The sequence below is a fragment of the Variovorax durovernensis genome (genome assembly GCF_977011995.1).
Genome location: NZ_CDRNCW010000002.1, coordinates 868,468 through 888,930, shown reverse-complemented (window position 1 = coordinate 888,930; position 20,463 = coordinate 868,468). Strand labels below are relative to the sequence as shown.

Genomic DNA, 20,463 nt, shown 5'->3' with positions numbered 1-20,463 from the left:
GGAGCTGCGGGCCGAGGCGATCGGCTCCGCGCTGGGCGAGACAAAGGGCCGGCGAGGAGCCGGCCCTCGCAGCGGCTAGAACTTGTAGGTCACTTTTGCCCAGGCATTGCGCGGCGTGCCCTGGGTGTAGCCGTTGTAGCCGCCCAGGCCGCTGTAGTAGCGCTTGTTGCTGAGGTTTTCGATGTTGAGCGACGCGCTCAGCTGCTTGGTGAAGTCGTAGCGTGCCATCAGCCCCAGCAAGGTGATGCCGCCCTGCGTGGCGGTGCCCAGGCCATAGGCCTCGTTGTAGTAGATGCCGCTCTGGTAGCTCACGCTGCCGCCGACGGTGAGCTTGCTCCATTCGCCGGGAAGGCGATAGCTCGTCGAGATGCGCAGCAGGCGGCGTGGCAGCGGCGTGTTCAGCAGCACGTCGTTCGCGTCGCGCTTGGCGTGATAGGTATAGCCGCCCATGATCTGCCAGCCGCGCGCGAGTTCACCCGACACGGTGGCCTCGAAGCCCTTGCTGCGCGCGCCCTTCACCGCGCGCGACGGGATGGTGCCGTCGGGCAGCGGCTCGGCGCCGTCGATGTTCACTGCCAGGTTGTCTTCCTGCGTACGGAACACGGCGAAGCTGGTGTTGAGCTTGCCGTCCATGTGCTCGCCCTTGACGCCGACCTCGACGTTGTGGCCGCGCTTGGGATCGAGCACATTGTTGTTCACGTCCTTGGCAGTGTTGGGCTGGAAGATGTCGGTATAGCTCGCATACACCGAGAACTCCTTGCTCACGTCGTACACCACGCCGAAGTAGGGGGTGAATACGCCGTTCTGCCTGGCTTGCGGCGAGTAGGTGGTGTCCGCGTAACCCTGCGCCCAGTTGGTCGAGTAGCCCTTGTTGCGGTACCAGGTGACGCGACCGCCGATGATGACCGACAGGTCGTCGGTCGGACGCAGGCGGGTCGAGCCGTAGATGGCGCGCTGCTCGGTCTGTTCGCCGAAGCGGAGGGACGGATAGATGAAGTCGGGCTGCGGCGACGCGCCGATGCCGTAGAGGCTGACCGGCACCCGGTCGGCCGGGTCGGGCGAGGAGTTGGCGCTGAACACCGAGTAGGTGTAGCGGTTGACGTTCACCCCGAAGCTCGCCTGGTGCCTGCGGCCGAACAGCTCGAACGGGCCGGTGGCATAGAGGTCGAAGGACTTGTTGCGGCCTTCGGCCGGGTTGTAGCCGCGATCCAGCTCGCCTTCCTGCGTGACCGGGTCGAAGCTGGAAGGGTAGAGCCACAGGTCGCCGCCCGCGCGCTCGCGCCTGTTCTTGGCGAATGCGCCCTCGGCCTTCACGCGCCAGCCGTTGTCCAGACGGTGCTCGAAGTTCAGGAAGAAGCGGTCGGTGGTCATGTCCCAGGTGGCCCACGGCGCGCTGGAGTTGAAGGACACCGGCAGGTGGGTGCGCGAGCCGTCGGAATAGAACAGCGGCGTCTGCCCGAAGTTGGCACCCTTGATGGCGTTTTTCTGGTGCTCATAGCCCAGTGCCACAGTGGTGCTGGGCGCGACGTCGATCTCGACGATGCCGTAGAAAAGGTCCTCTCGGCGCTTCTTGTAGTCGGTGAAGGTGTTTCCGTCCGAATGCGAGGCCACCACGCGGCCGCGCACGGTACCCGAGGTGTTCAGCTTGCCGCCGAGGTCGACCTCGGCGTTGTAGCGGTTCCAGGAGCCGAAGCCGCCCGACACGTATCCGGAGAACTCGGGCGTCGGTCGCTTGCGCACGAGGTTGATCGAGCCGCCCGGCGAGCCCACGCCGTTGAGCAGGCCGGCCGCGCCGCGAATGACCTCCACACGGTCGTAGATGGCGGTGCTGATCATGCTCGACTCGCCAGCCACGCTGTTGAACGCCAGCGTCGGAATGCCGTCGATCATGGGGCTCAAATCGAAGCCGCGCGACGAGTAGTTCACGCGCTCGTCCTGCCTGTCCGCGACGATGCCTGGCGTCTGGCGCAGCACGTCGTTGAGGGAGACCAGGTTCTGGTCCTCGATCTGCTGGCGCGTGATCACGCTGACCGACTGCGGCGTCTCGCGCAGCGACAGGTCCATGCGGGTGCCCGCGCCGGTGACCCGCGTGGTGTAGGAGCCGCTGCCCTCGGTCGTGCCGTCGGCCGAGCCCTGGGCCGTCACGTTCACCTGCGGCAGCGTGGCGCGGTCTGACGAGACAGCCGGCTGGCGCTGCACCGTCACTTGCGAGGCGCCGCTGCGCGCAGCGACCAGGCCGCTGCCGGCCAGCAGCCGGTCGAGCGCCTGCTGCAGCGTGAAGCGCCCGGACAGTGCCGGAGCGCGCACGCCGGCCACCACATCGCCCGCTGCGAAGACCTGCATGCCGGTCTGCCGCGAAAGCTCATTGAGCGCGGAGGCCAGCGATTGCGCCGGCACGTCGATGTCGAACACCGCCGAGGCCTGCGCGGCGGGCTGCGCTTGGGCAACCCCGCTCCAGCTGACAAAGACCGTGCCGAAGGCGGTGGAGAGCGCGGCGCTCAGGAGGCGGTGGCGAGGCGAGAAACGCATGGGTCGAGGCTCCAAGTCTGAAAAAGGCGACGTATTGACTTTCGAACGCGGACACCGGCCGGTTTGCGTGGCCGTGGCGTCGATACAAGTAAGACGTTTGAATGCGAAAAATAGAGACAGGAACTTTGGCGTTCTGCCGAGCGATCGCGGCGCTCGCCGGCCTTCAGCGTGACTGAAGCTCCACGCTGCCGTCCGCCCGGTGGATCGCAGACAGGGGCAGGATCGACGGCAGCGCGGCAAGCAGTCCCGTGGAGTCGTTGGTGCGAAAGCGTCCCGACAGCCGCATGGCGCCGGTGCGCTGGCCCGTCGTGACGATGGGCTGGGCCCGGTAGCTGTTGACCGCGGCCAGTGCATCCGCGAGTGGCGTGTTCTCGAATACCAGCCAGCCGTCGCGCCAGGCGGAGAGCGCAGCGGTGTCGGCCTGCCGCACCGCATCGGCTTGGCCATCGCGGATTTCCAGCAGTTCGCCGCGCCGCAGGTCGATGGGCTCTGAGAGGGCATCGGCCTGGCCCTCGGCATGAGGCTGGCGCAACTGCACGCGCACGTGCCCGCGCTCGACGCCTACGGTCACGGGGCCACCCCTGTCGCGCACCGTGAAGACAGTGCCGACCACTTCGATGACGGCCTCGCGCGTATAGACCCGAAAGGGCCTGCGGCCGTCGCGCGCCACCTCGAAGCGCACCTCGCCGCGTGCAAGCCGCGCGATGCGGCGCTGGCGATAAAGCGTGACGCCGATCTCGCTTTGCGGCGCGAGATCGAGAAGGCTGCCCAAGGCGCCTTCACCGCTGTTCTCGCTGGAGCCATCCGGCAGCGTCACCTTCAGCATCTGCGACGTGCGCGTTGCGTATGCCGCCTGAAAGACGGGCTGCTGCCAGTACCACTGTGCGCCGCGGGCGGCAACGAGGCCGCCCCCCAGCAGCCCGGCGATGGACAGCAGCAGCTTGCGGCGTTGCGGCCCGTGCCGGGATGAAGCAGCGGCATGGGCCGGCATGGTGGCTTCGGGTTCGTCGAAGTGCGCGCGCAGGCCATCGGCCATGCCACCGAGGGCGTCCCAGCGCTGGCGCGCCTCCAGCAAGGCTGCCGCATGCTCCGGCGATTTGACGCGCCACTGGTGCAGCGCCGCGCGGGCGCGCTGCGCTCCTTCGCCCGGCGCGATCTCGCCTTCGACGATCAGCGCGAGCGCGCGCTCGATCAACCGTTCGCGCGGAGCGCTCATCGCCATGCCGCCGCTCACGAGAAGTCTTCGGCCAGCGCGGTGTCGAAACCCGCATGATTCTGCACGTGCGGCGGCTCGATAAGCTCGGCGCGCAACTCGGCGAACACCCGCGAGCAATCGATGGTGGCGCGCAACAGGTGCTTGGCCACCGCCATCTCGGTGATGTTCAGGCGCTGCGCGATCTCGGCGCGCGTGTGGCCGTAGGCGCGGAACAGCAGAAACACTTCGCGTCGGCGCGGCGGGAGCTTTTCCATGGTCTCGACCACGCGCGCCAGCACGCGCTGCTGCGCAAGGATGAATTCGCTCGATGGCGCGGCATGGTGCGTGCCGATGGTGGCGTGCGTGCCGACCCATTCCTGTGCCACCTTGCGGCGGCGCGCCTCGTCGATGCACAGGTTGCGGGCCACCCGAAAGAGCAGGGCGCGTGGCGATTCGATACCGCCGCCAGCATCGCCGGACGCGGCACCGCGCGACTTCGTGGCCTGTGCGTACACCCGCTCGAAGCTCGACTGCGCGATGTCGGCCGCGTAGTGGGGATCCCTCAGGTCGCGAGTCAACTGACGGCGCAAGTCCGCATAGTGAGCAACAAGTTCCTGGACGAGGTCGCGCATCCGGCCGCCTTCTCGCAAGCATCGACGATAAACCCCGGAAACCGGGCGTCGATCATGCTGGCGGTGCCGACACTGCGCTTCGGTGAACCCGGGGATGGGTGTTAATAAGAACTATTCTTATTGAGTGTATCACCGTGCCGTGTCCCGGGCGTTGCAAATGTCAAAGAACGGCTGCCGCGCGAGGCACGCGTTCTGCCGCTTGAACCGCCGGCCGAGGATTCGCATTCAGCAACGCCTGTCCGATCTCGTCCGAGCGGATCGCCGTGACCGAGAGCAGGGTGTCGCTCAGGCCATGGCTCATCTCGCAGGCGCCCTGCAGGAAGATGCCCGGCTTCAGCTCCGGCGCGGCCTGCAGCCGGTAGTGACGGTCGACCGTGAAGTCGCCCAGGTACTGTGCGATCGGATCGAGCAGCGCCCTGTGGCCGTCGCGTTTGTAGCCCGTCGCGAGTATCACCACGTCGTAGGCCTGGCTGCCGCGCTGATCGGTGTTCATGTCGTGCAGCGACAGGTGGATGCCGTCGGCCGCCGCGCGCACCGCCGACACCTCGTGGCGGCGCAGGAAGCTGTGGCGTGCCACGCCGGCCACGCGCTGGCGGTAGAACACGTTAAAGATCTGCTGGATCAGTTCCAGGTCGGGCGCCGCATAGTTCGTGTGCCAGAACTCCTCCAGCAGTTCCGCACGCTCGGGCTCGGAGCGGTTGAACACGAAGTCGGTGAAGTCGGCATTGAAGATCTCGTTGACGAAGGGACTGTCATCCGACGGCTTGATCGAGCGGGCCCGCATGATCAGGTCGACTGCGGGCTTGTTCGGGTGGCTCTGCAGGTCCATGAAGAGCTCGGCAGCGCTCTGGCCCGCGCCGACGATGGCGATGCGCCTTGCATTCGGGTGCCGCGCAATCGCCTCGAGGTAGTTGCTCGAATGGAACACGCGGGCGTCTTCCCTGAAGGGCAGGAAGCGCGCGGGAACGTTCGGCACGCCGCCCACGCTCACCACCAAATTGCGCGCCAGCCGTTCGCGCACGGTGCCATCGGCCTCACGCGAGCGCACCCGCAGCAACTGCACTTCCGTGCCGCGCATCTCCGGAATCACCTCGAATACGGCCTCGCCGTAGGCGCAGCGGTCCTCGAACTGCGCAGCGGCCCAGCCCAGGTAGTCGTTGAACTCGTGCCGGCTCGGGAAGAAGGTCTTGAGGTTGACGAAGTCCTGCAGGCGCTGCTTCTCGTGCAGGTAGTTCAGGAACGTGAAGCGGCTCGCGGGGTTGCGCAGCGTCGCCAGGTCCTTGATGAAGGAGATCTGCATGTGCGCGTTGTCCAGCAGCATGTTCTTGTGCCAGACGAAGCCCGGCTGCTTCTCGATGAACAGCGCGTCCACGAACTGGCCGTGGTGGCGCTTCTCGTCGAGGGCGATCGCCAGGGCGATGTTGGACGGGCCGAAGCCGACGCCGATCAGGTCATGGATTTGCATGGGGTGTCCTCGATGGGAAGTTCGGCGCCCTTGGCCGAAGTTGGCGAAATGGTTGGCTCCCCTTGGGGAATCCAGAGGGCCTCGCCGAAGAAGCGTTCGCGCAGCAGCATGCCCAGCATGGCCCGCTTGTGCGGAAAGTCGAACTCCTTGACGTGGGCATAGCCGCAGCGGCCCAGGCTCTTGATCATCTTGTGGTTGTCCGCGCGCGGCTCGATCACGATGCGCTGCGTGCGGCAGTCGTCCAGGAACAGGTAGTGCGACACGGAAGGCATCCACGCCGTGAGAAACGGCTTGCCGCGAAAGCGCGCCTCGCCGATCAGCGCATGCCAGCCGCGGTCGTGGTCGCCGGCGTCGTAGAAGGGTGCGATGCGGTCTTCCTTGGCCCAGTACACCTCGAAGTAGCCGAATGCCTCACCGTCGAGCCGGCCAATGAGCCCGGTGACGCGCGGGTCGGCGGCAATGGCCTCGAGGTAGGCGCGGTGCCTGGCGAGGTCGCCCTGCTCCTCCCAGAAGTGGGCCACCACCGGGTCGTTCATCCAGCGGTTGAAAGCCGGGAGGTCGCGCTCGATGTCGACGGTGTCCAGTGTCAGCGTCTGCGACAGCCATGGAATGTGGCGCTGGTAGACGGTGCCGGCCGGTTTGGCCGGGCGCAGCGGATGGCGCCTGCCCTGGCTCATGGTGTAGCGCTGCGCGTAGGGCTCGCGCGGATTACGCTGCCACACGCGAGGCAACTGCCAGAAGGCTTCGCGCGCGACAACGCACGGCTGCGAGCTGGAAGCCTCGCTTGCCGCGCCCGCGTCCACCAGCCGTGCGATGCGCGATGCGGGCGCCTGCAGCGAGAGCATGCGATGCCCGGGGTGGCGCACGAAGGCCGCCTCGATGGCTGCGAGCAGATGAGGTTCCTCAGGCTGCGTGCCGTGATCGCCCGGCCATTCCAGACTCAGCGAATCGGCTTGCTCGCGCAACGCCCATTGGCTCGTGCGCTCCCTGCTCCCTTGCGGACCGATGGTCAGCTTCGTTGCATCGAGCCGCACTTCGAGCGGATGGCCATCGGGATGCGCATGGAACACCCAGGCCCCGATCGAAGCCGACGCCGCCGGCGCCGCCGAGACGGCGGGGCGCTGGAACGCATCGGCCAGCGTCCGTGCAATCGCGGTGCGCAGCGTGTCGGCTTCCTCCACCACCTGGCTCAGGCGCGCGAAGTCGTGGACCATGCCCTCGTGCACGTCGAGCAGCGTGCGCACGCCGGCGGCCTGCAGTCGCTGCGCATAGGCCTTGCCCTCGTCCACCAGCGGGTCGTACTCCGCCAGCACGATGAGCGCGGGCGCCAGGCCCGACAGGTCTTGCGCGGCGAGCGGCGCGAAACGCCAGTCCTGCCGATCCTCGTCGCTGCGCAGGTAGTGGTTGAACATCCACTGCAGCGTACGCTGCTCGAGCAGGTGCCCGCGCGCATAGAGCTGGTGCGAGGCGCTGTCCTGGCGGATGCTGGTGCACGGATAGAGCAACAGCTGCAGCAGCGGCTGCGGGCGTCGGGCTTCACGCGCGGCCAGGGTCAGCGCCGTGGCCAGCGTGCCGCCGACGCTGTCGCCGCCGAAGGCCACGCGCGTGGTGTCGAGGCCGTGCGAGCCGCCGTGCACCGCGAGCCACGCCGCGGCGTCCTCGGCGTCGTGGAACGCAGTGGGAAACTTGTGCTCCGGCGCGAGCCGATAGTCGACCGCCAGCACGGCGCAGGGCGTGCGCAGTGCGATCGCGCGGCACAGCGCATCGTGGGAGTCGAGGCCGCCGACGACGTAGCCGCCGCCGTGAAAATACAGCAGGGTCGGCAGCGGCGCCGCCGTGGCGCCGCCACGGTACAGCCTGGCACGCAGCGTGGCACCGTCGCGGGCTTGGAAGGCGATGTCCTCGACCGGCAGGTCGGGGCCGGTGCCGTCCAGCGCCACGGTCGACTGGTCGTAGCTCGCGCGGGCCTGCGCGGGCGACATCTCGCACATCGGCGGACGGCCGTCTTCTTCGGCGAGGGCGGCCAGTTCGAGGAAGGCTTCGAGATCGGGATGCAGTGGCATGGGGAATCGCTGTGGCACCGATGAATGGATGCTTAACCGCAAATGACGCGCGGCCAGTGCGTTTGTTTAGCCGGTCGCCTTGCGGAATTCCGGCGCCAGCGGACATGCGCCGCAATAGCCTTCTTCGGGCAGCAGGTAGTAGAGACAGCACTGCCGGTGCAGCGCGAGCGGCTCGGGCATGCCCGAGTGCATGCGCACGACCTGGCGTCGCATGGCGAACATCGGGTTGTCCTGGCCGCCCCAGTGCGGCTGATGCAGCAGGTACTGGAGGTCTTTCGCGACGGATGGCGCATGACCGCTCAATGCCAGCCCCTGTTCGAGCACGGGCTCCAGATAGCGCGCCGCGTTGCCCCAGAGAATCTTCGGCGCGATGCGCGTCAGCCTGGTCAGTTGCTCGAAGAGCGGGGCCAGATGCTCACGGAGCAGTGCGGCGTAGCGCGCCGCGGTGTCGGCTCCCGGCAGGGGCTCGCCCTCATGCGGGATGTGAAAGCGCCGTGGCACCGCACCATCGGCCAATGTGAGCCAGACCTGCGCGGGCGCCATCGGGAACACGTGCTGCAACAGAGTGGCCGCCGCCGCCACCGGTGGCAGCAGGGCACTGAGGTAATCCATGCTCCAGGCCGAGGCCACCGGGCGAAGGTCGGGCTTGCGCACCCGCAGGTGCCGCGCATGCGTCTGCAGCAGGCCGGCAAGCAGCGCCGGGTCGGCGACGAGGTCAGCCACCCGCAACGCGCCGGCCGGCGGCTGCGGCGCGCACGCCAGCGCCTCGCCATAGGCCGCCCATTCGCCCTGGAAGATCGGCGACAGCAGGGGAATCATCGGAAGGGCAGGGCCACGCAAATCATGCTCATCGCTGAAGAAGACGGATGACGCGCCCGACGGTTTAGTGCTGCGCAATAGTTCAGGAAATTGCGACGCGCCGATGACGTGCGCTAAACATATGGCGGCGGGTCGCGTCTATCCACGCATCCACAGCAGGCCGCCCCTCCGAATGCGATGAACTCCCGACACCAGGCTCCTTCCGATCCGGCTTTCAGCGAGGCCTGGCGGCTCTTTCGCGAGCTGCACGACGCGCCGTCGCTCCAACGCGCGGAAAAGCTGGTCCTGTGGCTGGGGCGCGATGCGAAGCATGTGCGTGCGTTCGACGAGGCGCTGACGCTCTGGGCGCTGGCCGGTGCGGCGATGGTCGGATCAGCGCCCGGCGACGAGTCCCGGCAGGAGCCGACGCTGCAATAGCGGCAACAGCTGCAATGGCGCGCGCTAAACATTCCAGCCGCCGGGCCGTCATACCCGTCATGCAAACCCAACCCGCCAGCGCCAAGGCGTCCGACCTGCTTCGGCTGCTGAAACCCTTCACTCCCTGGATCGCGCTCTCGTCCGTGACCGGCATCGCAGCGGGCGTGGCCACTGTGGCGCTGCTGGCGACCATCAACGAGGTGCTCAGCCGGACCGGCGGCATGGCCGGCGGCCTGCTGCTGACATTCGTCGCGCTCTGCGCCTTGGCGCTCGTCGGCCGGGCGGTGTCCGACATCTCGAACAACGTCGTGGGCCAGAGGCTGGTCGCGCAGGTGCGCAAGGACCTGGCGCAGAAAATTCTCGCGGCGCCCATCGACGCGCTGGAGCGCTACCGCATGCACCGGCTGATGCCCGTGCTCACGCAGGACGTGGACATGATCAGCGACGTGGCGTTCATGCTGGCAGCCACCATGATCTCCCTGTCCATCGCGCTGGGCTGCCTGGGCTATCTCGCGTGGCTGTCGCTGCCGCTGTTCGGCCTGCTGGTGGTGGCGATGCTGATCGGGGTGGCCGTCCAGACCTGGGCCCACGGGCGCGGCATCGCGGGCTTCTTCCAGTCGCGTGAACAGGAAGAGCTGCTGCACAAGGCCTACCGCGGCATCAGCGAGGGCGCCAAGGAACTGCGCATGCACCGTGCCCGCCGCGCCAGGGTGTACGAAGGGCAGATCGCCCGCACCGTCGACAACATCCGCGACATCAACCGCCGCGCGATCAACATCTTCGTGCTGGCCACGTCCTTCGGCTCGGCACTGTTCTTCCTGCTGATCGCCCTGATCCTCGGCTGGGCCGCCTGGCGCACGACCGACCCGGTGGTGCTCAGCGGCTTCGTGCTCGTGCTGCTGTTCATCAAGGGGCCGATCGACCAGATCGTCGGTGCCCTGCCGCATCTGGGCCGCGCCCGGGTGGCTTTCGAACGCATCGCCGACCTGTCGGCCCGCTTCGCCACGCCGGAGCCGCACCTGCACCTCGGCTCGCCGCCCACTTCACCGCCGCTGCGCAACGCCATCGAGCTGCGCGGCGTGCGCTACGCCTTCGACACGCCCGAGGGCAGCGAGGCCTTTGCGCTGGGGCCGGTCGACCTGCAGATCGGGCGCAGCGAGATTGTGTTCGTCGTGGGCGACAACGGCTCGGGCAAGACCACGCTCATCAAGCTGCTGCTCGGGCTCTACGTGCCGCAGCAGGGCGAAGTTGTGCTCGACGGCAAGCCCATCACGCCCGAGACGCGAGACGACTACCGGCAGCTTTTCACCACGGTGTTCTCCGACTTCTATCTGTTCGAGGACCTCGTGGCCGGCGAGGAAGGCGGCCACCAAGCGCTGCCCGAGACCGCGCTGCCCTACCTGCAGCGGCTGGAGATCGCGCACAAGGTGTCGGTGAAGGACGGCGCGTTCAGCACCACCGATCTGTCCACAGGCCAGCGCAAGCGGCTCGCGCTGGTACACGCCTACCTGGAAGGCCGCCCGGTGCTGGTGTTCGACGAATGGGCCGCCGACCAGGACCCGACCTTCCGCCACCTTTTCTACACCGAGCTGTTGCCCGAGCTGCGCGCCAAGGGGCATTCGCTGGTGGTCATCTCGCACGACGACCGCTACTTCCATGTGGCCGACCGCATCGTCCACATGAAGGCCGGGCGCATCGAGCAGGACACCAAGGCGCCAGCGCCAGGCCTTGCGGCCTGAACGCACGGCACCACGAGCGGCAGCGGCAAGTGCACAAGTCGACGGCAGTTTCAGGGACGCACCGGGCGCAGGTGCCGGCGAACGGGAGTTTCTCGGAGCAACTGCGCAGCCTGGGCATCCGGCCCACCGTCATCCGGCTGTGCGTGCTGCAGACACTGGCGGAAAGCGATTCGCAATGGCTCGGCGGCGAAGAGGTGTTTCGCCGCATGCTAAAGCGCGGCACGGCCACCGGCCTGGCGAGTGTCTACCGCGTGATCAAGGAGTTGGAAAAAGCCAGGCTCGTGCAGCGCGAATGGGAGCGCGGCTTGGGCGGCGCGCGCGCGGTGCACCGGCTGCGGCGCACGCAGGCGGCGGACAGCACCGTGCGCCTGCGCTGCGGGGGCTGCAACGCGAGCGTCGAGGTGGTCGACGAGGCGTTGCACGAGGGTCTCGTGCGCGCGGCACAGGCGCATGGCATGCCGCTCGGCGGGCCCGTCACGGTGCAGCTCGCCTGCGTGCGGGCGGACTGCGTGCGTTGCGACGCGGGGCCGGCCTCGTTCGCGGCGCAACGCGGTGCTCATTGAAGCGCCACTTCGAACAGTGAACGGATCAAAGGCCGGTCCTTGCGCACCGCCAGGCAGCACAGCGAGTAGCTGATCGACAGCTCGCTGTCGTCGATCTGGACTGCCGCAAGGCCGGGCAGGGGAATGAACTCCACCTGGGTGACGAAACCAATGCCCATGCCGTTGGCGACCGCGTGAAGGATGGCCTCGCGGCTGTTGATTTCCATGACGCAGTTCAGGCGCACGTTCTTCTTCTGGCACGCCCGTTCGACGCGATGGCGGGTCTTCGATCCGGGCTCGCGCAGGATGACCGCCTCTCCCGCGATGTCGCCGGTGCCGATCGATGGGCGCGCCATCCATGGATGGTTCTCGGGCACCACGGCGACGATCCGCTCGTCGCGATAAGGGGCAATATGCAGCCCCTCGATCGCAGTCGGTTCCACCATGATGCCGACGTCGATGTCGAAGTCCTGCAGTCCCCGCAGTGTGGCGTCTTCGGAGCCGATAGAGACGGTCAGTTCCAGTGAGGGATGCGCCTGCCGGAAGTTGTGCGCGAGTTCCAGCGCGATCGGCGGAGACACCGCCCCCACGCGCACCACGCCGGCCTTGAGCTTGTGCGCGCTCTGCAGGAACTGGATCGCTTCCTCTTCCTGCCCGAACAGCCCCTGGGTGATCGCATAGAGCCGTTCTCCCACGGCGGTGAGCCGGACGCTGCGGCCGGTGCGAAGGAAGAGTTCTACCCCGAAGCGCGTTTCCAGCGCCTTGACCTGGTCCGTCACCGTGGGCTGGCCGATGTGCAGATAGTGCGCCGCCGAGGTGAAGCCGCCTGTCTTTGCCACGGCATGGAAGCAACGAATCGATTTGTAGTACTGGTGAAACATGGGAGCGATCCTCGCGGGAGGCTGGGGCCTGGTGGCTGGATCCATCGATTTTCGACGATGCGGCCATCGGAAATGCGATTGGACGCGATGGTGGCCGGCTTCGACACTGCCCACCCAAGCAGAACGCGCGACATGGCGCGATGCAGAAAACGGCCATTCCAGGAGAAAGCCCCGATGCCCCACGCATTTCACAACCCCGTTTCCATTCACTGCGGCCGAGGCAGCCTCGGGCAGCTTCCCGGCATCCTCGCCGGTCGGCGGGTGGTGGTCGTCACGTTTCCGGAAGCGCGCGAGCTTGGGCTGGTCGCACAGCTGCGCGAGCTCCTGAAAGACTCGTTGCTCGGAGTCATCGACGACGTGCGCCCGAACCCCGATGTGGCGCACCTGTCGGCCCTCTACAACCGATTCTGGGAGTCGGCCGAGGCGTGCGACGCCATCGTCGCCGTGGGCGGCGGCAGCGCGATCGACACCGCCAAGGCGTTGATGGTCGGCACGGCCAGCGGCCGTTTCGACGAACTGGTGGGTCTCCTTGCCGCCGGCAAGCCCTTCGTGCCGGCCAGCGTCAAGCCGCTGATAGCCGTGCCGACGACGGCGGGCACCGGCAGCGAAGTGACGCCCTGGGCCACGATCTGGGATGCCGCGAACCAGAAGAAGTATTCGCTGCACCTGGACGCCACCTGGCCGGAGGCGGCCATCGTCGACCCCGACCTGATGCTCTCGGTGCCGGCGGGAACCACCGTGTCGACGGGGCTCGATGCGCTGTCCCACGCGCTGGAGTCGGTGTGGAACGTGAACGCGAATCCGATCTCCGACGCCCTGGCCATCTCCGCCGTCGAAGACATCTTCGAGTGCCTGCCGGCACTGGCTGCCGACCTGGGCAACATCGAACTGCGCGAACGCATGGCGCTGGCCGCGCTCAAGGCCGGGCTTGCGTTCTCCAACACGAAGACGGCCCTGGCCCACTCCATCTCGTACGAAATGACGCTGCGGCACGGATTGGCGCACGGCATCGCGTGTTCCTTCACGCTGCCGCTGGTTCTCGAGAAGGCATGGGCGCGCTCCCCCGATCGGGACCGCACGCTGCGGCGCCTCTTCGGGCCGGACCTGCGCATCGCCGCCCGGCGCCTGCGCGACTTCCTGCAGGGGCTCGGCGTGAAGACCGAGTTCGCGGACTACGGCGTGGCGGACAGCGAAGCCGCTGCCATGATCGCGCGTGCCATGGACGGGGCGCGCGGAAAGAACTTCATCGGGGCGGTTTCCGCCTAGCCGGTCGAGGCAGTAGAGCGAGTAGAGCGTCGAGAAAAAATGCCGGCATCGAAGCCGGTCCCACGGACCCACGTCCGTCAAGAACAGGAGACAAAAATGGAATTGGCAAATCAAGGCTTGCAGGCCGGCGCGTATGCGCAGCCTCTGGAACATTCATTCCGGCGCGCGCAGTGGCGAATGCTGCTGGCCGCCATGTTCTGCTATTTCTTCTTCTATACGGGCCGACAGACATTCGGCTTCGCCATTCCGGGGCTGCAGAAGGAGTTCGGACTGTCGAAGGAGGTGCTGGGCTGGGCGTCGGCCAGTCTTCTCTGGTGCTATGCCATCGGCCAGGCCATCAACGGCAACCTGGCCGACAAGTTCGGCGGACGCCGCGTGATGACGGCCGGCGCCATCCTGTCGTGCGCGGCGAACTGGGTGGTGAGCTTCGCCGTCGGCTTCAAGAGCCTGGCGATCCCCTGGGGCGTCAACGGCTACTTCCAGGCGCTCGGCTGGGCGCCGGGCAGCCGCCTGCTGTCGAACTGGTGGGGTGCCGAAGAGCGGGGCAAGGTGTTCGGCTGCTACACCTTCGCCGCCGGCTGTGCATCGGTCCTGTCCTTTGTCACGTCCATCGTGGTGGTGAACGTGCTGCAACTGGATTGGAGATGGATCTTCAGGCTGCCCGTGCTGCTGATGCTCGTGGGCGGCATCGCGTTCTACCTGATCGCACGGGAGCGCCCCGAGGACCTCGGCTTCAAGTCGCCCGACACGGGTATCGCCAATGCACAGGACGCGGAGGCGGCGGGCCTGCAGGGCACGTCCGAGGAAAGCTCCTGGTCGCGCTACAAGGCTGTCATCAGCAACCCGAAGCTGCTCATTGCGGCGCTTTCCATCGGTTTCCAGAATGCCGCGCGGTACGGGCTGATCGTCTGGGTGCCGGTGCATTTTCTCGGCAAGGACTGGAGCAAGATGTCCGGCGGGATGATCGATCCCGTGTGGATCTCCGTCGCGCTGCCAGTGGGCATGGCCTTCGGTGCGCTCACCAACGGATGGATCTCGGATCGTGTCTTCGGCTCCAAGCGCTACAAGGCCATCGTGCTCTACATGCTGCTCGGCGCCGCCGCCTCCGTCGGCATGTATGTGCTGCCCACCAGCGTCGGCGGCCTGGCGCTGCTTTTCCTGGCCGGCTTCTTCGTCTACGGCCCCGCCTCTTCGTTCTGGGCCCTGTGTCCTGACCTCGTCGGGGCCAAGCGGTCGGGAACTGCCACCGGCGTCATGAACTTCTTCTCGTACCTGCTGGCGGGCCTGGGCGAACCGCTGATCGGAAGGTTGCTGGATCACTCGGGCAACACCTCGATGGTCTTCCCGATCGTGGCCACGAGTTGCCTCATCAGCGCTTTCATCGCGCTGTTCATTCGTCGCTGAAGAGCCCTTGCGTCCGTTCTTTACTCATTTTTTCCCTCAAGGAGCCCTTTCCCAATGAAGCCTGAATCACTCGAAGTCAATGCCCGCAGCTACCGCTGGATGTCGCGCCCCGTCGTGGTCGTGTGTGTCGACGGCTGCGAGCCGGCGTACCTGGACGCAGCCATCGCCGCGGGCGTGGCCCCGTACTTCGACCGCATGAGGAAGTCCGGCGCCGACCTGCTGGCCGACTGCGTGGTGCCCTCGTTCACCAACCCCAACAACCTGTCCATCGTGACCGGCGCACCCCCGGCGGTGCACGGCATCTGCGGCAACTACTTCTTCGACCGCGAACTCGGCCAGGAAGTCATGATGAACGACCCCAAGTACCTGCGCGCGGGCACCGTGCTGGCCGCCTTTGCCGATGCAGGCGCCAAGGTCGCTGTCGTCACCGCCAAGGACAAGCTGCGCAAGCTCTTGGGCCACCGCATGAAGGGCATCTGCTTTTCCTCCGAGAAGTCCGACCAGGTCACGATGGAGGAGAACGGCATCGACAACGTGCTCGACATGGTCGGCATGCCCGTGCCCTCGGTCTACAGCGCCGAACTGTCGGAGTTCGTCTTCGCCGCCGGCGTCAAGCTGATGGAGTCGCGCCGCCCCGACCTCATGTACCTGTCGACCACCGACTACGTGCAGCACAAGGCCGCCCCCGGCAGCCCCGCCGCCAACGCCTTCTACGCCATGATGGACGGCTACCTCGCGCAGCTCGACGCCCTGGGCGCCACCATCGTCGTCACCGCCGACCACGGCATGAACGACAAGCACGGCGCCGACGGATCGCCCAACGTCATCTACCTGCAGGACGTGCTCGACGGCTGGTACGGCCAGGACGAGGCACGGGTCATCCTGCCGATCACCGACCCCTACGTGGTCCACCACGGCGCCCTCGGTTCCTTCGCCACCGTGTATGCACCCGACGAAGCCAGCGTGCCCGGCTGGATCGAACGCATCCGGCAGGTGCCCGGCATGGAGTCGGTGCTCTCGCGCAAGGACGCCGCCGCGCGCTTCGAGCTGCCGCCTGATCGCATCGGCGACATCGTGGTCGTCAGCGAGCAGAACACCGTCATCGGCACCTCGGCCAGCCGGCATGACCTGTCGGCGCTCGAAGTGCCGCTGCGCTCGCACGGTGGCGTTTCGGAGCAGCGCGTGCCGCTGATCTGCAACCGCCCGGTCACGGGCATTGCCGCCGGGCGCCGGCTGCGCAACTTCGACGCGCTGGACATCGCGCTGAACCACGCCCAGTAACGACAACGACTTCCGGAGCACTTCCCCATGAGCCAAGCCATCCTGAAGCCAGGCACCGTCCACCGCGAGGCCCTGCGCATTGCCGGCGAGCGCGTGCACCGCGACCGCACCATCGAGGTCACCTACCCCTACACCGGCGAAGTCATCGCCACCGTGCCCAAGGCCACGCTGGACGACGTGCGCCATGCCCTGCGTGTCGCGCGCGACTACAAGCCCACCCTCACGCGCTATGAGCGCTACAAGATCCTGATGCGCGCGGGCGAGATCATCGCCTCGCGCCTGGACGAGATCTCGCGCGTCATCACCATGGAGTCGGGCCTGTGCCGCAAGGACTCGCTGTACGAAGTGGGCCGCGCCTCCGACGTGCTGCTGTTCGCCGCCAACCAGGCCCTGGTGGACGACGGCCAGGTGTTCTCGTGCGACCTCACGCACCACGGCAAGAGCCGCAAGGTCTACACGCTGCGCGAGCCGCTGCAGGGCGCCATCACCGCCATCACCCCGTTCAACCATCCGCTGAACCAGGTGATCCACAAGGTGGCACCGGCCATTGCCACCAACAACCGCATTGTGCTCAAGCCCAGCGAGAAGACGCCGCTCACCGCCTTCCTGCTGGCCGACATCCTGTACGAGGCGGGCCTGCCGCCGCAGATGCTGTCGGTCATTACCGGCGATCCGGCCGAGATTGCCGACGAGCTGCTGACCAATGCCGATGTCGATCTGGTCACCTTCACGGGGGGCGTGCCCATCGGCAAGTACATCGCGGGCAAGGCGGTCTACAAGCGGCAGATCCTGGAGCTGGGCGGCAACGATCCGATCATCGTGATGGAGGATGCCGATGTCGAGGAGGCGGCGACGCTGGCGGCCAGCGGCTCGTACAAGAACTCCGGCCAGCGCTGCACGGCGATCAAGCGCATGCTGGTGCACGAGTCGGTGGCGGACCGGTTTGTCGAACTGCTGGTGGCCAAGACGAAGGCCTTGAAGTACGGCGACCCGATGGACCCGGCCACGGACATGGGCACGGTGATCGACGAGGCGGCGGCAATCCAGTTCGAGTCGGTGGTCAACGAGGCCATCAAGGCGGGGGCGAGGCTGCTGTACGGCAACGAGCGCCGCGGAGCGCTGTATTCGCCGACGGTGCTCGACCATGTGGACCCGCAGATGACCGTTGCCAGGCACGAGACCTTCGGGCCGGTGTCGCCGGTGATCCGCTTCAAGAGCATCGAAGAAGCGATCCGCATCTCCAACGGCACGGCCTATGGCCTGTCGTCGGCGGTGTGCACCAACCGCATGGACTACATCACGCGCTTCATCCGCGAGCTGAACGTGGGCAGTGTCAATGTGCGCGAGGTGCCGGGCTACCGGCTGGAGCTCACGCCCTTCGGCGGCATCAAGGACTCGGGCCTGGGCTACAAGGAAGGCGTGCTCGAGGCCATGAAGAGCTTCACCAACTGCAAGACCTATTCGCTGCCCTGGTAAGAGCGAGGCCCCGGGGGGAGGGGCGTCCGATCTGACGAAAAAACCGACAGAACTGTCGAAATATCCATGGGCTTTCGTCGCTCGGACGTCACCTCCCTCTTCTGTAATTCGACCACTCCCACACCAGAGGCCGTCGAAAAAAATGTCAGTCGAGCAACTCTCTTCCCATCGCTTTTCAGGCGCCGCCGTGCGGGCGCTTCATCGGCAGGAAGCTCTAACCATCTGCAATGCTTCAGACCCCCGAGGTCCGCGGCAACGCACCGCCGCATGGACGCGCGCCTTTGCGCTCACTGCAGCGCTGGTCGCGGCGCTGAGCGGCTGCGGTGGCGGCAGCGGCAGCGGCGGAGGCGGCGCGGCCCTGGCCTTGCCGGTCCCGTCGTCGCCTGACGGTGCAGCTGCCGCGCCCGGCGCACCGTCGGCCCCGGCAGCCAACCGCACGCTGGTCATCGACCTCGACGGCGCTACCTACGGCGCCGTGCAGAGCGGCATCGCCGCCGGCACGCTGCCTAACCTCGCCAAGCTCGAAGTGCGGCTGGCCTACAGCGGCGGCGTTGCCGGCGCGCCGAGCCAGCAGCCCACGCTGGACACGCCCGGCTGGGCCACGCTGCTGACCGGCACCTGGGCCAACCGCCACCAGGTGATGTCCGAAGCGCCCAAGCAGGCACTGCGCATGCCCTCGGTGTTCCAGATGGCCCGCCAGAAGAACACCGGGTCGAACGGCGCCGCCGTCGCTTCCGCCGGCCTGGCCCAGCTGCTGTCATCGGACCACGAGAGCGGCTACCTCGACTCCCTCACCGACTGTTCGAAGGATGCAGCCACCACCGATTGCGTGACCACGCAGGCCGTGCAGCTGATCGGCGGCGACTACGCCACGGTGCTGGCGCAGTACCGCTCGACGAAGGACGCCGCGCTCGACTTCGGGCTCGGCTCCACCCAGTACGCCGGCACGCTGGCCAGGCTGGACAAGGCAGTCGGCACCCTCCTCGCCGCCACCGCCAAGCGCGAGAACAGCCGCTGGCTGATCGTGGTGACCGGCAACCACGGCCTCAGCGCTAACAGCCAGGACGACGGGCTGCCGCTGGTGCCCGAGTCGAGCACCTTCATCGGCCTGAACCAGGCCGCCAACATCGCAGCCCAAGGCGTGGGCGCCCCGGTACCCGCGAAGCTGGCCGACCTGTATGCCTACGCCAGCATCGCCGACGTGACGCCGACCGTGCTCGGCTACCTGGGCGCGCTGCCGGACGCGAAGACCTCCTTGATCGAGGGCGGCCCGCTCGTCGGTGCGCAGCCCGTATCGCAGTTGACCGCGTCCGTCGGCAACAACAACTCCGCCGACGCGAACGTGGTGCTGAACTGGGTGGCGCCTTCGACCGGCACGATCACCGTGCTGCGCGACGGGCAGGTCATCGCGTCGAAGCTGCCGGCCGGCACCACGTCGTACACCGACAACCAGCTTTCGCAGGTCCTGAGCGCCAAGGGCACGTACCAGCTGAGCTACACGGTGCAAGCCGGCGACGGCGCGGCTGCCGTGTCCAAGGCCACGCTTTCGCCGCCCGTGTCGTATGTTCCGCCGGTGCCGCTGGCATCGACGCTGAAGAACGGACTGGTCTCCTATTACCCGTTCAGCGCCACGCTGCCGCCGGTCGACGCGATGGCGCACAGCACGATGGGACCGGCCGCCAGCGATCTTCCGGCCGCAGCCGGCCTCGTCGTGCCGGGGCCGTTCGCGGGCAGCAACGGCCTGCTGGTGGACACGAACTTCGTCAACACCAACGGCCTCGAGGGCTACCGGCTCACGCCGGCCAGCGGTTTCGACATCTCCACGGGCACCGCTCCGCAGTTCACGATCGGGCTCTGGTTCAAGACGCCTTCGTGCGTGGCCACGAACAACGTGACGATCATCTCGAACAAGAGCTACGTCAGCGGCGGCAACGCCGGCGTCGCGATCGGCCTGTTCGCCAGCTCGGGCAACCAGTGCGGCGTGGCATTCAACATCGGTTCCGGCGGGGGCGTGCGTGCGGACGGACCGACCAGCCCGTACACGCAGATCACCGTCAACCGCTGGGTGTACATCGCCTTCTCGGTCGACGGCGTGGCCAAGACCATGAACATGTACGTGTTCGATCCGGTGACGAGCACGACCAACCGCGTGGCCGTGGGCAAGTCGACGGGCACCGTGGACCTCTCGAAGCTCTCCCCGTATCCGCAGTGGGGCATCGGCGACGACGGCACCGGCACCTTCCTGATGAACAAGTGCAACGGCACGGTCACGCCGCCGTATTTCGCCGGCAAGTGCGCAACCGCGCCGACGTACCAGCACCACTTCGGCGACCTGGCGATGTGGAACCGCGTGCTGACCGATGCCGAGCTGCAATCGATCTTCCTGTCGAACAAGCCGCTGTCCACGCTGCCGGTCAACTGAGAAGGGACACACGATGACATCCAGCTTCTTCTTCAACGGATGGCCTGGCGCCGTGAGGGCGGCAGGCGCGGCCTGCGCCGCATGCCTTCTCATCGCCGGATGTGGCGGTGGTGGCGGTGGCGGCGGTGGCAGCCCGGCCCTGGCCGCGATGTTGCCCGGCGCACCTGCCGCGGCCGGCGATGGCGCCGCGACCAAGCAGGAGCCGATCGTCGCGGCGCCCACGCCCGGCGACTGCGCGCAAGCAGGCGCCGACGCGCCGCGCCCGAACTCGAAGCTCGACTGCGCACCGTGACCACACGAACGCAGCCGGACAGCCCCACACCGCCGATCAC

Annotated in this window: 16 protein-coding genes; 9 read left to right on the top strand and 7 right to left on the bottom strand. The window is 67.3% G+C overall.

Features of this window, described 5'->3' with window-relative positions:
* Nucleotides 1–75: 75 nt before the first annotated feature.
* The 6 genes from ACWV14_RS36200 to fhuF form a co-directional block, all read right to left on the bottom strand.
* Nucleotides 76–2,529 carry a TonB-dependent siderophore receptor gene (locus ACWV14_RS36200; RefSeq protein WP_454908648.1) on the bottom strand — a complete coding sequence of 818 codons (2,454 nt, stop codon included), beginning with the start codon at nt 2,527–2,529 and terminating at the stop codon, nt 76–78.
* Between the two features lie 163 nt (nt 2,530–2,692).
* Entirely contained in the window at nt 2,693–3,745 is a 1,053-nt protein-coding gene (locus ACWV14_RS36195) for a FecR family protein (protein WP_454908647.1), read from the bottom strand.
* Between the two features lie 14 nt (nt 3,746–3,759).
* Complete coding sequence (locus ACWV14_RS36190; RefSeq protein WP_454908646.1) at nt 3,760–4,356, bottom strand: RNA polymerase sigma factor; 597 nt, start codon at nt 4,354–4,356, stop codon at nt 3,760–3,762.
* 160 nt (nt 4,357–4,516) lie between these two features.
* A complete protein-coding gene (locus ACWV14_RS36185; RefSeq protein WP_454908645.1) occupies nt 4,517–5,821 on the bottom strand; it encodes a lysine N(6)-hydroxylase/L-ornithine N(5)-oxygenase family protein in 1,305 nt (434 codons plus the stop codon).
* Nucleotides 5,803–7,884 carry a GNAT family N-acetyltransferase gene (locus ACWV14_RS36180; RefSeq protein WP_454908644.1) on the bottom strand — a complete coding sequence of 694 codons (2,082 nt, stop codon included), beginning with the start codon at nt 7,882–7,884 and terminating at the stop codon, nt 5,803–5,805. Before ACWV14_RS36180 ends, ACWV14_RS36185 begins: the two co-directional genes overlap by 19 nt.
* Nucleotides 7,885–7,950: 66 nt before the next feature.
* On the bottom strand, nt 7,951–8,703 hold the full coding sequence (gene fhuF / locus ACWV14_RS36175; protein ID WP_454908643.1) for a siderophore-iron reductase FhuF: 753 nt from the start codon (nt 8,701–8,703) through the stop codon (nt 7,951–7,953).
* Between the two features lie 177 nt (nt 8,704–8,880).
* Between fhuF and ACWV14_RS36170 the strand changes: the two genes are divergently transcribed.
* The 3 genes from ACWV14_RS36170 to ACWV14_RS36160 are packed head-to-tail and all read left to right on the top strand — an operon-like array spanning nt 8,881 to nt 11,422.
* On the top strand, nt 8,881–9,120 hold the full coding sequence (locus tag ACWV14_RS36170; RefSeq protein ID WP_454908642.1) for a hypothetical protein: 240 nt from the start codon (nt 8,881–8,883) through the stop codon (nt 9,118–9,120).
* A gap of 59 nt (nt 9,121–9,179) precedes the next feature.
* Nucleotides 9,180–10,859: a cyclic peptide export ABC transporter gene (locus tag ACWV14_RS36165; protein ID WP_454908641.1), complete on the top strand. Its 1,680-nt coding sequence runs from the start codon at nt 9,180–9,182 to the stop codon at nt 10,857–10,859.
* Nucleotides 10,860–10,888: 29 nt separating this feature from the next.
* Nucleotides 10,889–11,422, top strand: coding sequence for a Fur family transcriptional regulator (locus ACWV14_RS36160; protein WP_454908640.1), 534 nt, complete (start codon nt 10,889–10,891; stop codon nt 11,420–11,422).
* Here the strand turns inward: ACWV14_RS36160 and ACWV14_RS36155 are convergent.
* Nucleotides 11,416–12,282, bottom strand: coding sequence for a LysR substrate-binding domain-containing protein (locus tag ACWV14_RS36155; protein ID WP_454908829.1), 867 nt, complete (start codon nt 12,280–12,282; stop codon nt 11,416–11,418). The two genes, ACWV14_RS36160 and ACWV14_RS36155, sit on opposite strands and share 7 nt — an antisense overlap.
* A gap of 174 nt (nt 12,283–12,456) precedes the next feature.
* Between ACWV14_RS36155 and psrA the strand changes: the two genes are divergently transcribed.
* The 6 genes from psrA to ACWV14_RS36125 all read left to right on the top strand — a co-directional run bounded on the left by psrA (nt 12,457) and on the right by ACWV14_RS36125 (nt 20,423).
* Complete coding sequence (gene psrA, locus ACWV14_RS36150; RefSeq protein ID WP_454908639.1) at nt 12,457–13,548, top strand: iron-containing alcohol dehydrogenase PsrA; 1,092 nt, start codon at nt 12,457–12,459, stop codon at nt 13,546–13,548.
* A 96-nt stretch (nt 13,549–13,644) separates the two neighbouring features.
* Nucleotides 13,645–14,952 carry an MFS transporter gene (locus ACWV14_RS36145; protein WP_454908638.1) on the top strand — a complete coding sequence of 436 codons (1,308 nt, stop codon included), beginning with the start codon at nt 13,645–13,647 and terminating at the stop codon, nt 14,950–14,952.
* A gap of 54 nt (nt 14,953–15,006) precedes the next feature.
* The gene (gene phnA, locus ACWV14_RS36140) at nt 15,007–16,233 is read left to right on the top strand and encodes a phosphonoacetate hydrolase (RefSeq protein ID WP_454908637.1); all 1,227 of its coding nucleotides are present in this window, start codon (nt 15,007–15,009) and stop codon (nt 16,231–16,233) included.
* Nucleotides 16,234–16,260: 27 nt separating this feature from the next.
* A complete protein-coding gene (gene phnY, locus ACWV14_RS36135) occupies nt 16,261–17,709 on the top strand; it encodes a phosphonoacetaldehyde dehydrogenase (RefSeq protein ID WP_454908636.1) in 1,449 nt (482 codons plus the stop codon).
* Nucleotides 17,710–17,851: 142 nt separating this feature from the next.
* Entirely contained in the window at nt 17,852–20,131 is a 2,280-nt protein-coding gene (locus ACWV14_RS36130) for an alkaline phosphatase family protein (RefSeq protein ID WP_454908635.1), read from the top strand.
* A 13-nt stretch (nt 20,132–20,144) separates the two neighbouring features.
* Nucleotides 20,145–20,423 carry a hypothetical protein gene (locus ACWV14_RS36125; RefSeq protein WP_454908634.1) on the top strand — a complete coding sequence of 93 codons (279 nt, stop codon included), beginning with the start codon at nt 20,145–20,147 and terminating at the stop codon, nt 20,421–20,423.
* Nucleotides 20,424–20,463: the final 40 nt, after the last annotated feature.

Excerpts from the sequence above, each read along its gene's own strand:
- ACWV14_RS36200 (WP_454908648.1), bottom strand. The coding sequence starts at position 2,529 with ATGCGTTTCTCGCCTCGCCACCGCCTCCTGAGCGCCGCGCTCTCCACC.
- ACWV14_RS36195 (WP_454908647.1), bottom strand. The coding sequence starts at position 3,745 with ATGAGCGCTCCGCGCGAACGGTTGATCGAGCGCGCGCTCGCGCTGATC.
- ACWV14_RS36190 (WP_454908646.1), bottom strand. The coding sequence starts at position 4,356 with ATGCGCGACCTCGTCCAGGAACTTGTTGCTCACTATGCGGACTTGCGC.
- ACWV14_RS36185 (WP_454908645.1), bottom strand. The coding sequence starts at position 5,821 with ATGCAAATCCATGACCTGATCGGCGTCGGCTTCGGCCCGTCCAACATC.
- ACWV14_RS36180 (WP_454908644.1), bottom strand. The coding sequence starts at position 7,884 with ATGCCACTGCATCCCGATCTCGAAGCCTTCCTCGAACTGGCCGCCCTC.
- fhuF (WP_454908643.1), bottom strand. The coding sequence starts at position 8,703 with ATGATTCCCCTGCTGTCGCCGATCTTCCAGGGCGAATGGGCGGCCTAT.
- ACWV14_RS36170 (WP_454908642.1), top strand. The coding sequence starts at position 8,881 with ATGAACTCCCGACACCAGGCTCCTTCCGATCCGGCTTTCAGCGAGGCC.
- ACWV14_RS36165 (WP_454908641.1), top strand. The coding sequence starts at position 9,180 with ATGCAAACCCAACCCGCCAGCGCCAAGGCGTCCGACCTGCTTCGGCTG.
- ACWV14_RS36155 (WP_454908829.1), bottom strand. The coding sequence starts at position 12,282 with ATGTTTCACCAGTACTACAAATCGATTCGTTGCTTCCATGCCGTGGCA.
- psrA (WP_454908639.1), top strand. The coding sequence starts at position 12,457 with ATGCCCCACGCATTTCACAACCCCGTTTCCATTCACTGCGGCCGAGGC.
- ACWV14_RS36145 (WP_454908638.1), top strand. The coding sequence starts at position 13,645 with ATGGAATTGGCAAATCAAGGCTTGCAGGCCGGCGCGTATGCGCAGCCT.
- phnA (WP_454908637.1), top strand. The coding sequence starts at position 15,007 with ATGAAGCCTGAATCACTCGAAGTCAATGCCCGCAGCTACCGCTGGATG.
- phnY (WP_454908636.1), top strand. The coding sequence starts at position 16,261 with ATGAGCCAAGCCATCCTGAAGCCAGGCACCGTCCACCGCGAGGCCCTG.
- ACWV14_RS36130 (WP_454908635.1), top strand. The coding sequence starts at position 17,852 with ATGTCAGTCGAGCAACTCTCTTCCCATCGCTTTTCAGGCGCCGCCGTG.
- ACWV14_RS36125 (WP_454908634.1), top strand. The coding sequence starts at position 20,145 with ATGACATCCAGCTTCTTCTTCAACGGATGGCCTGGCGCCGTGAGGGCG.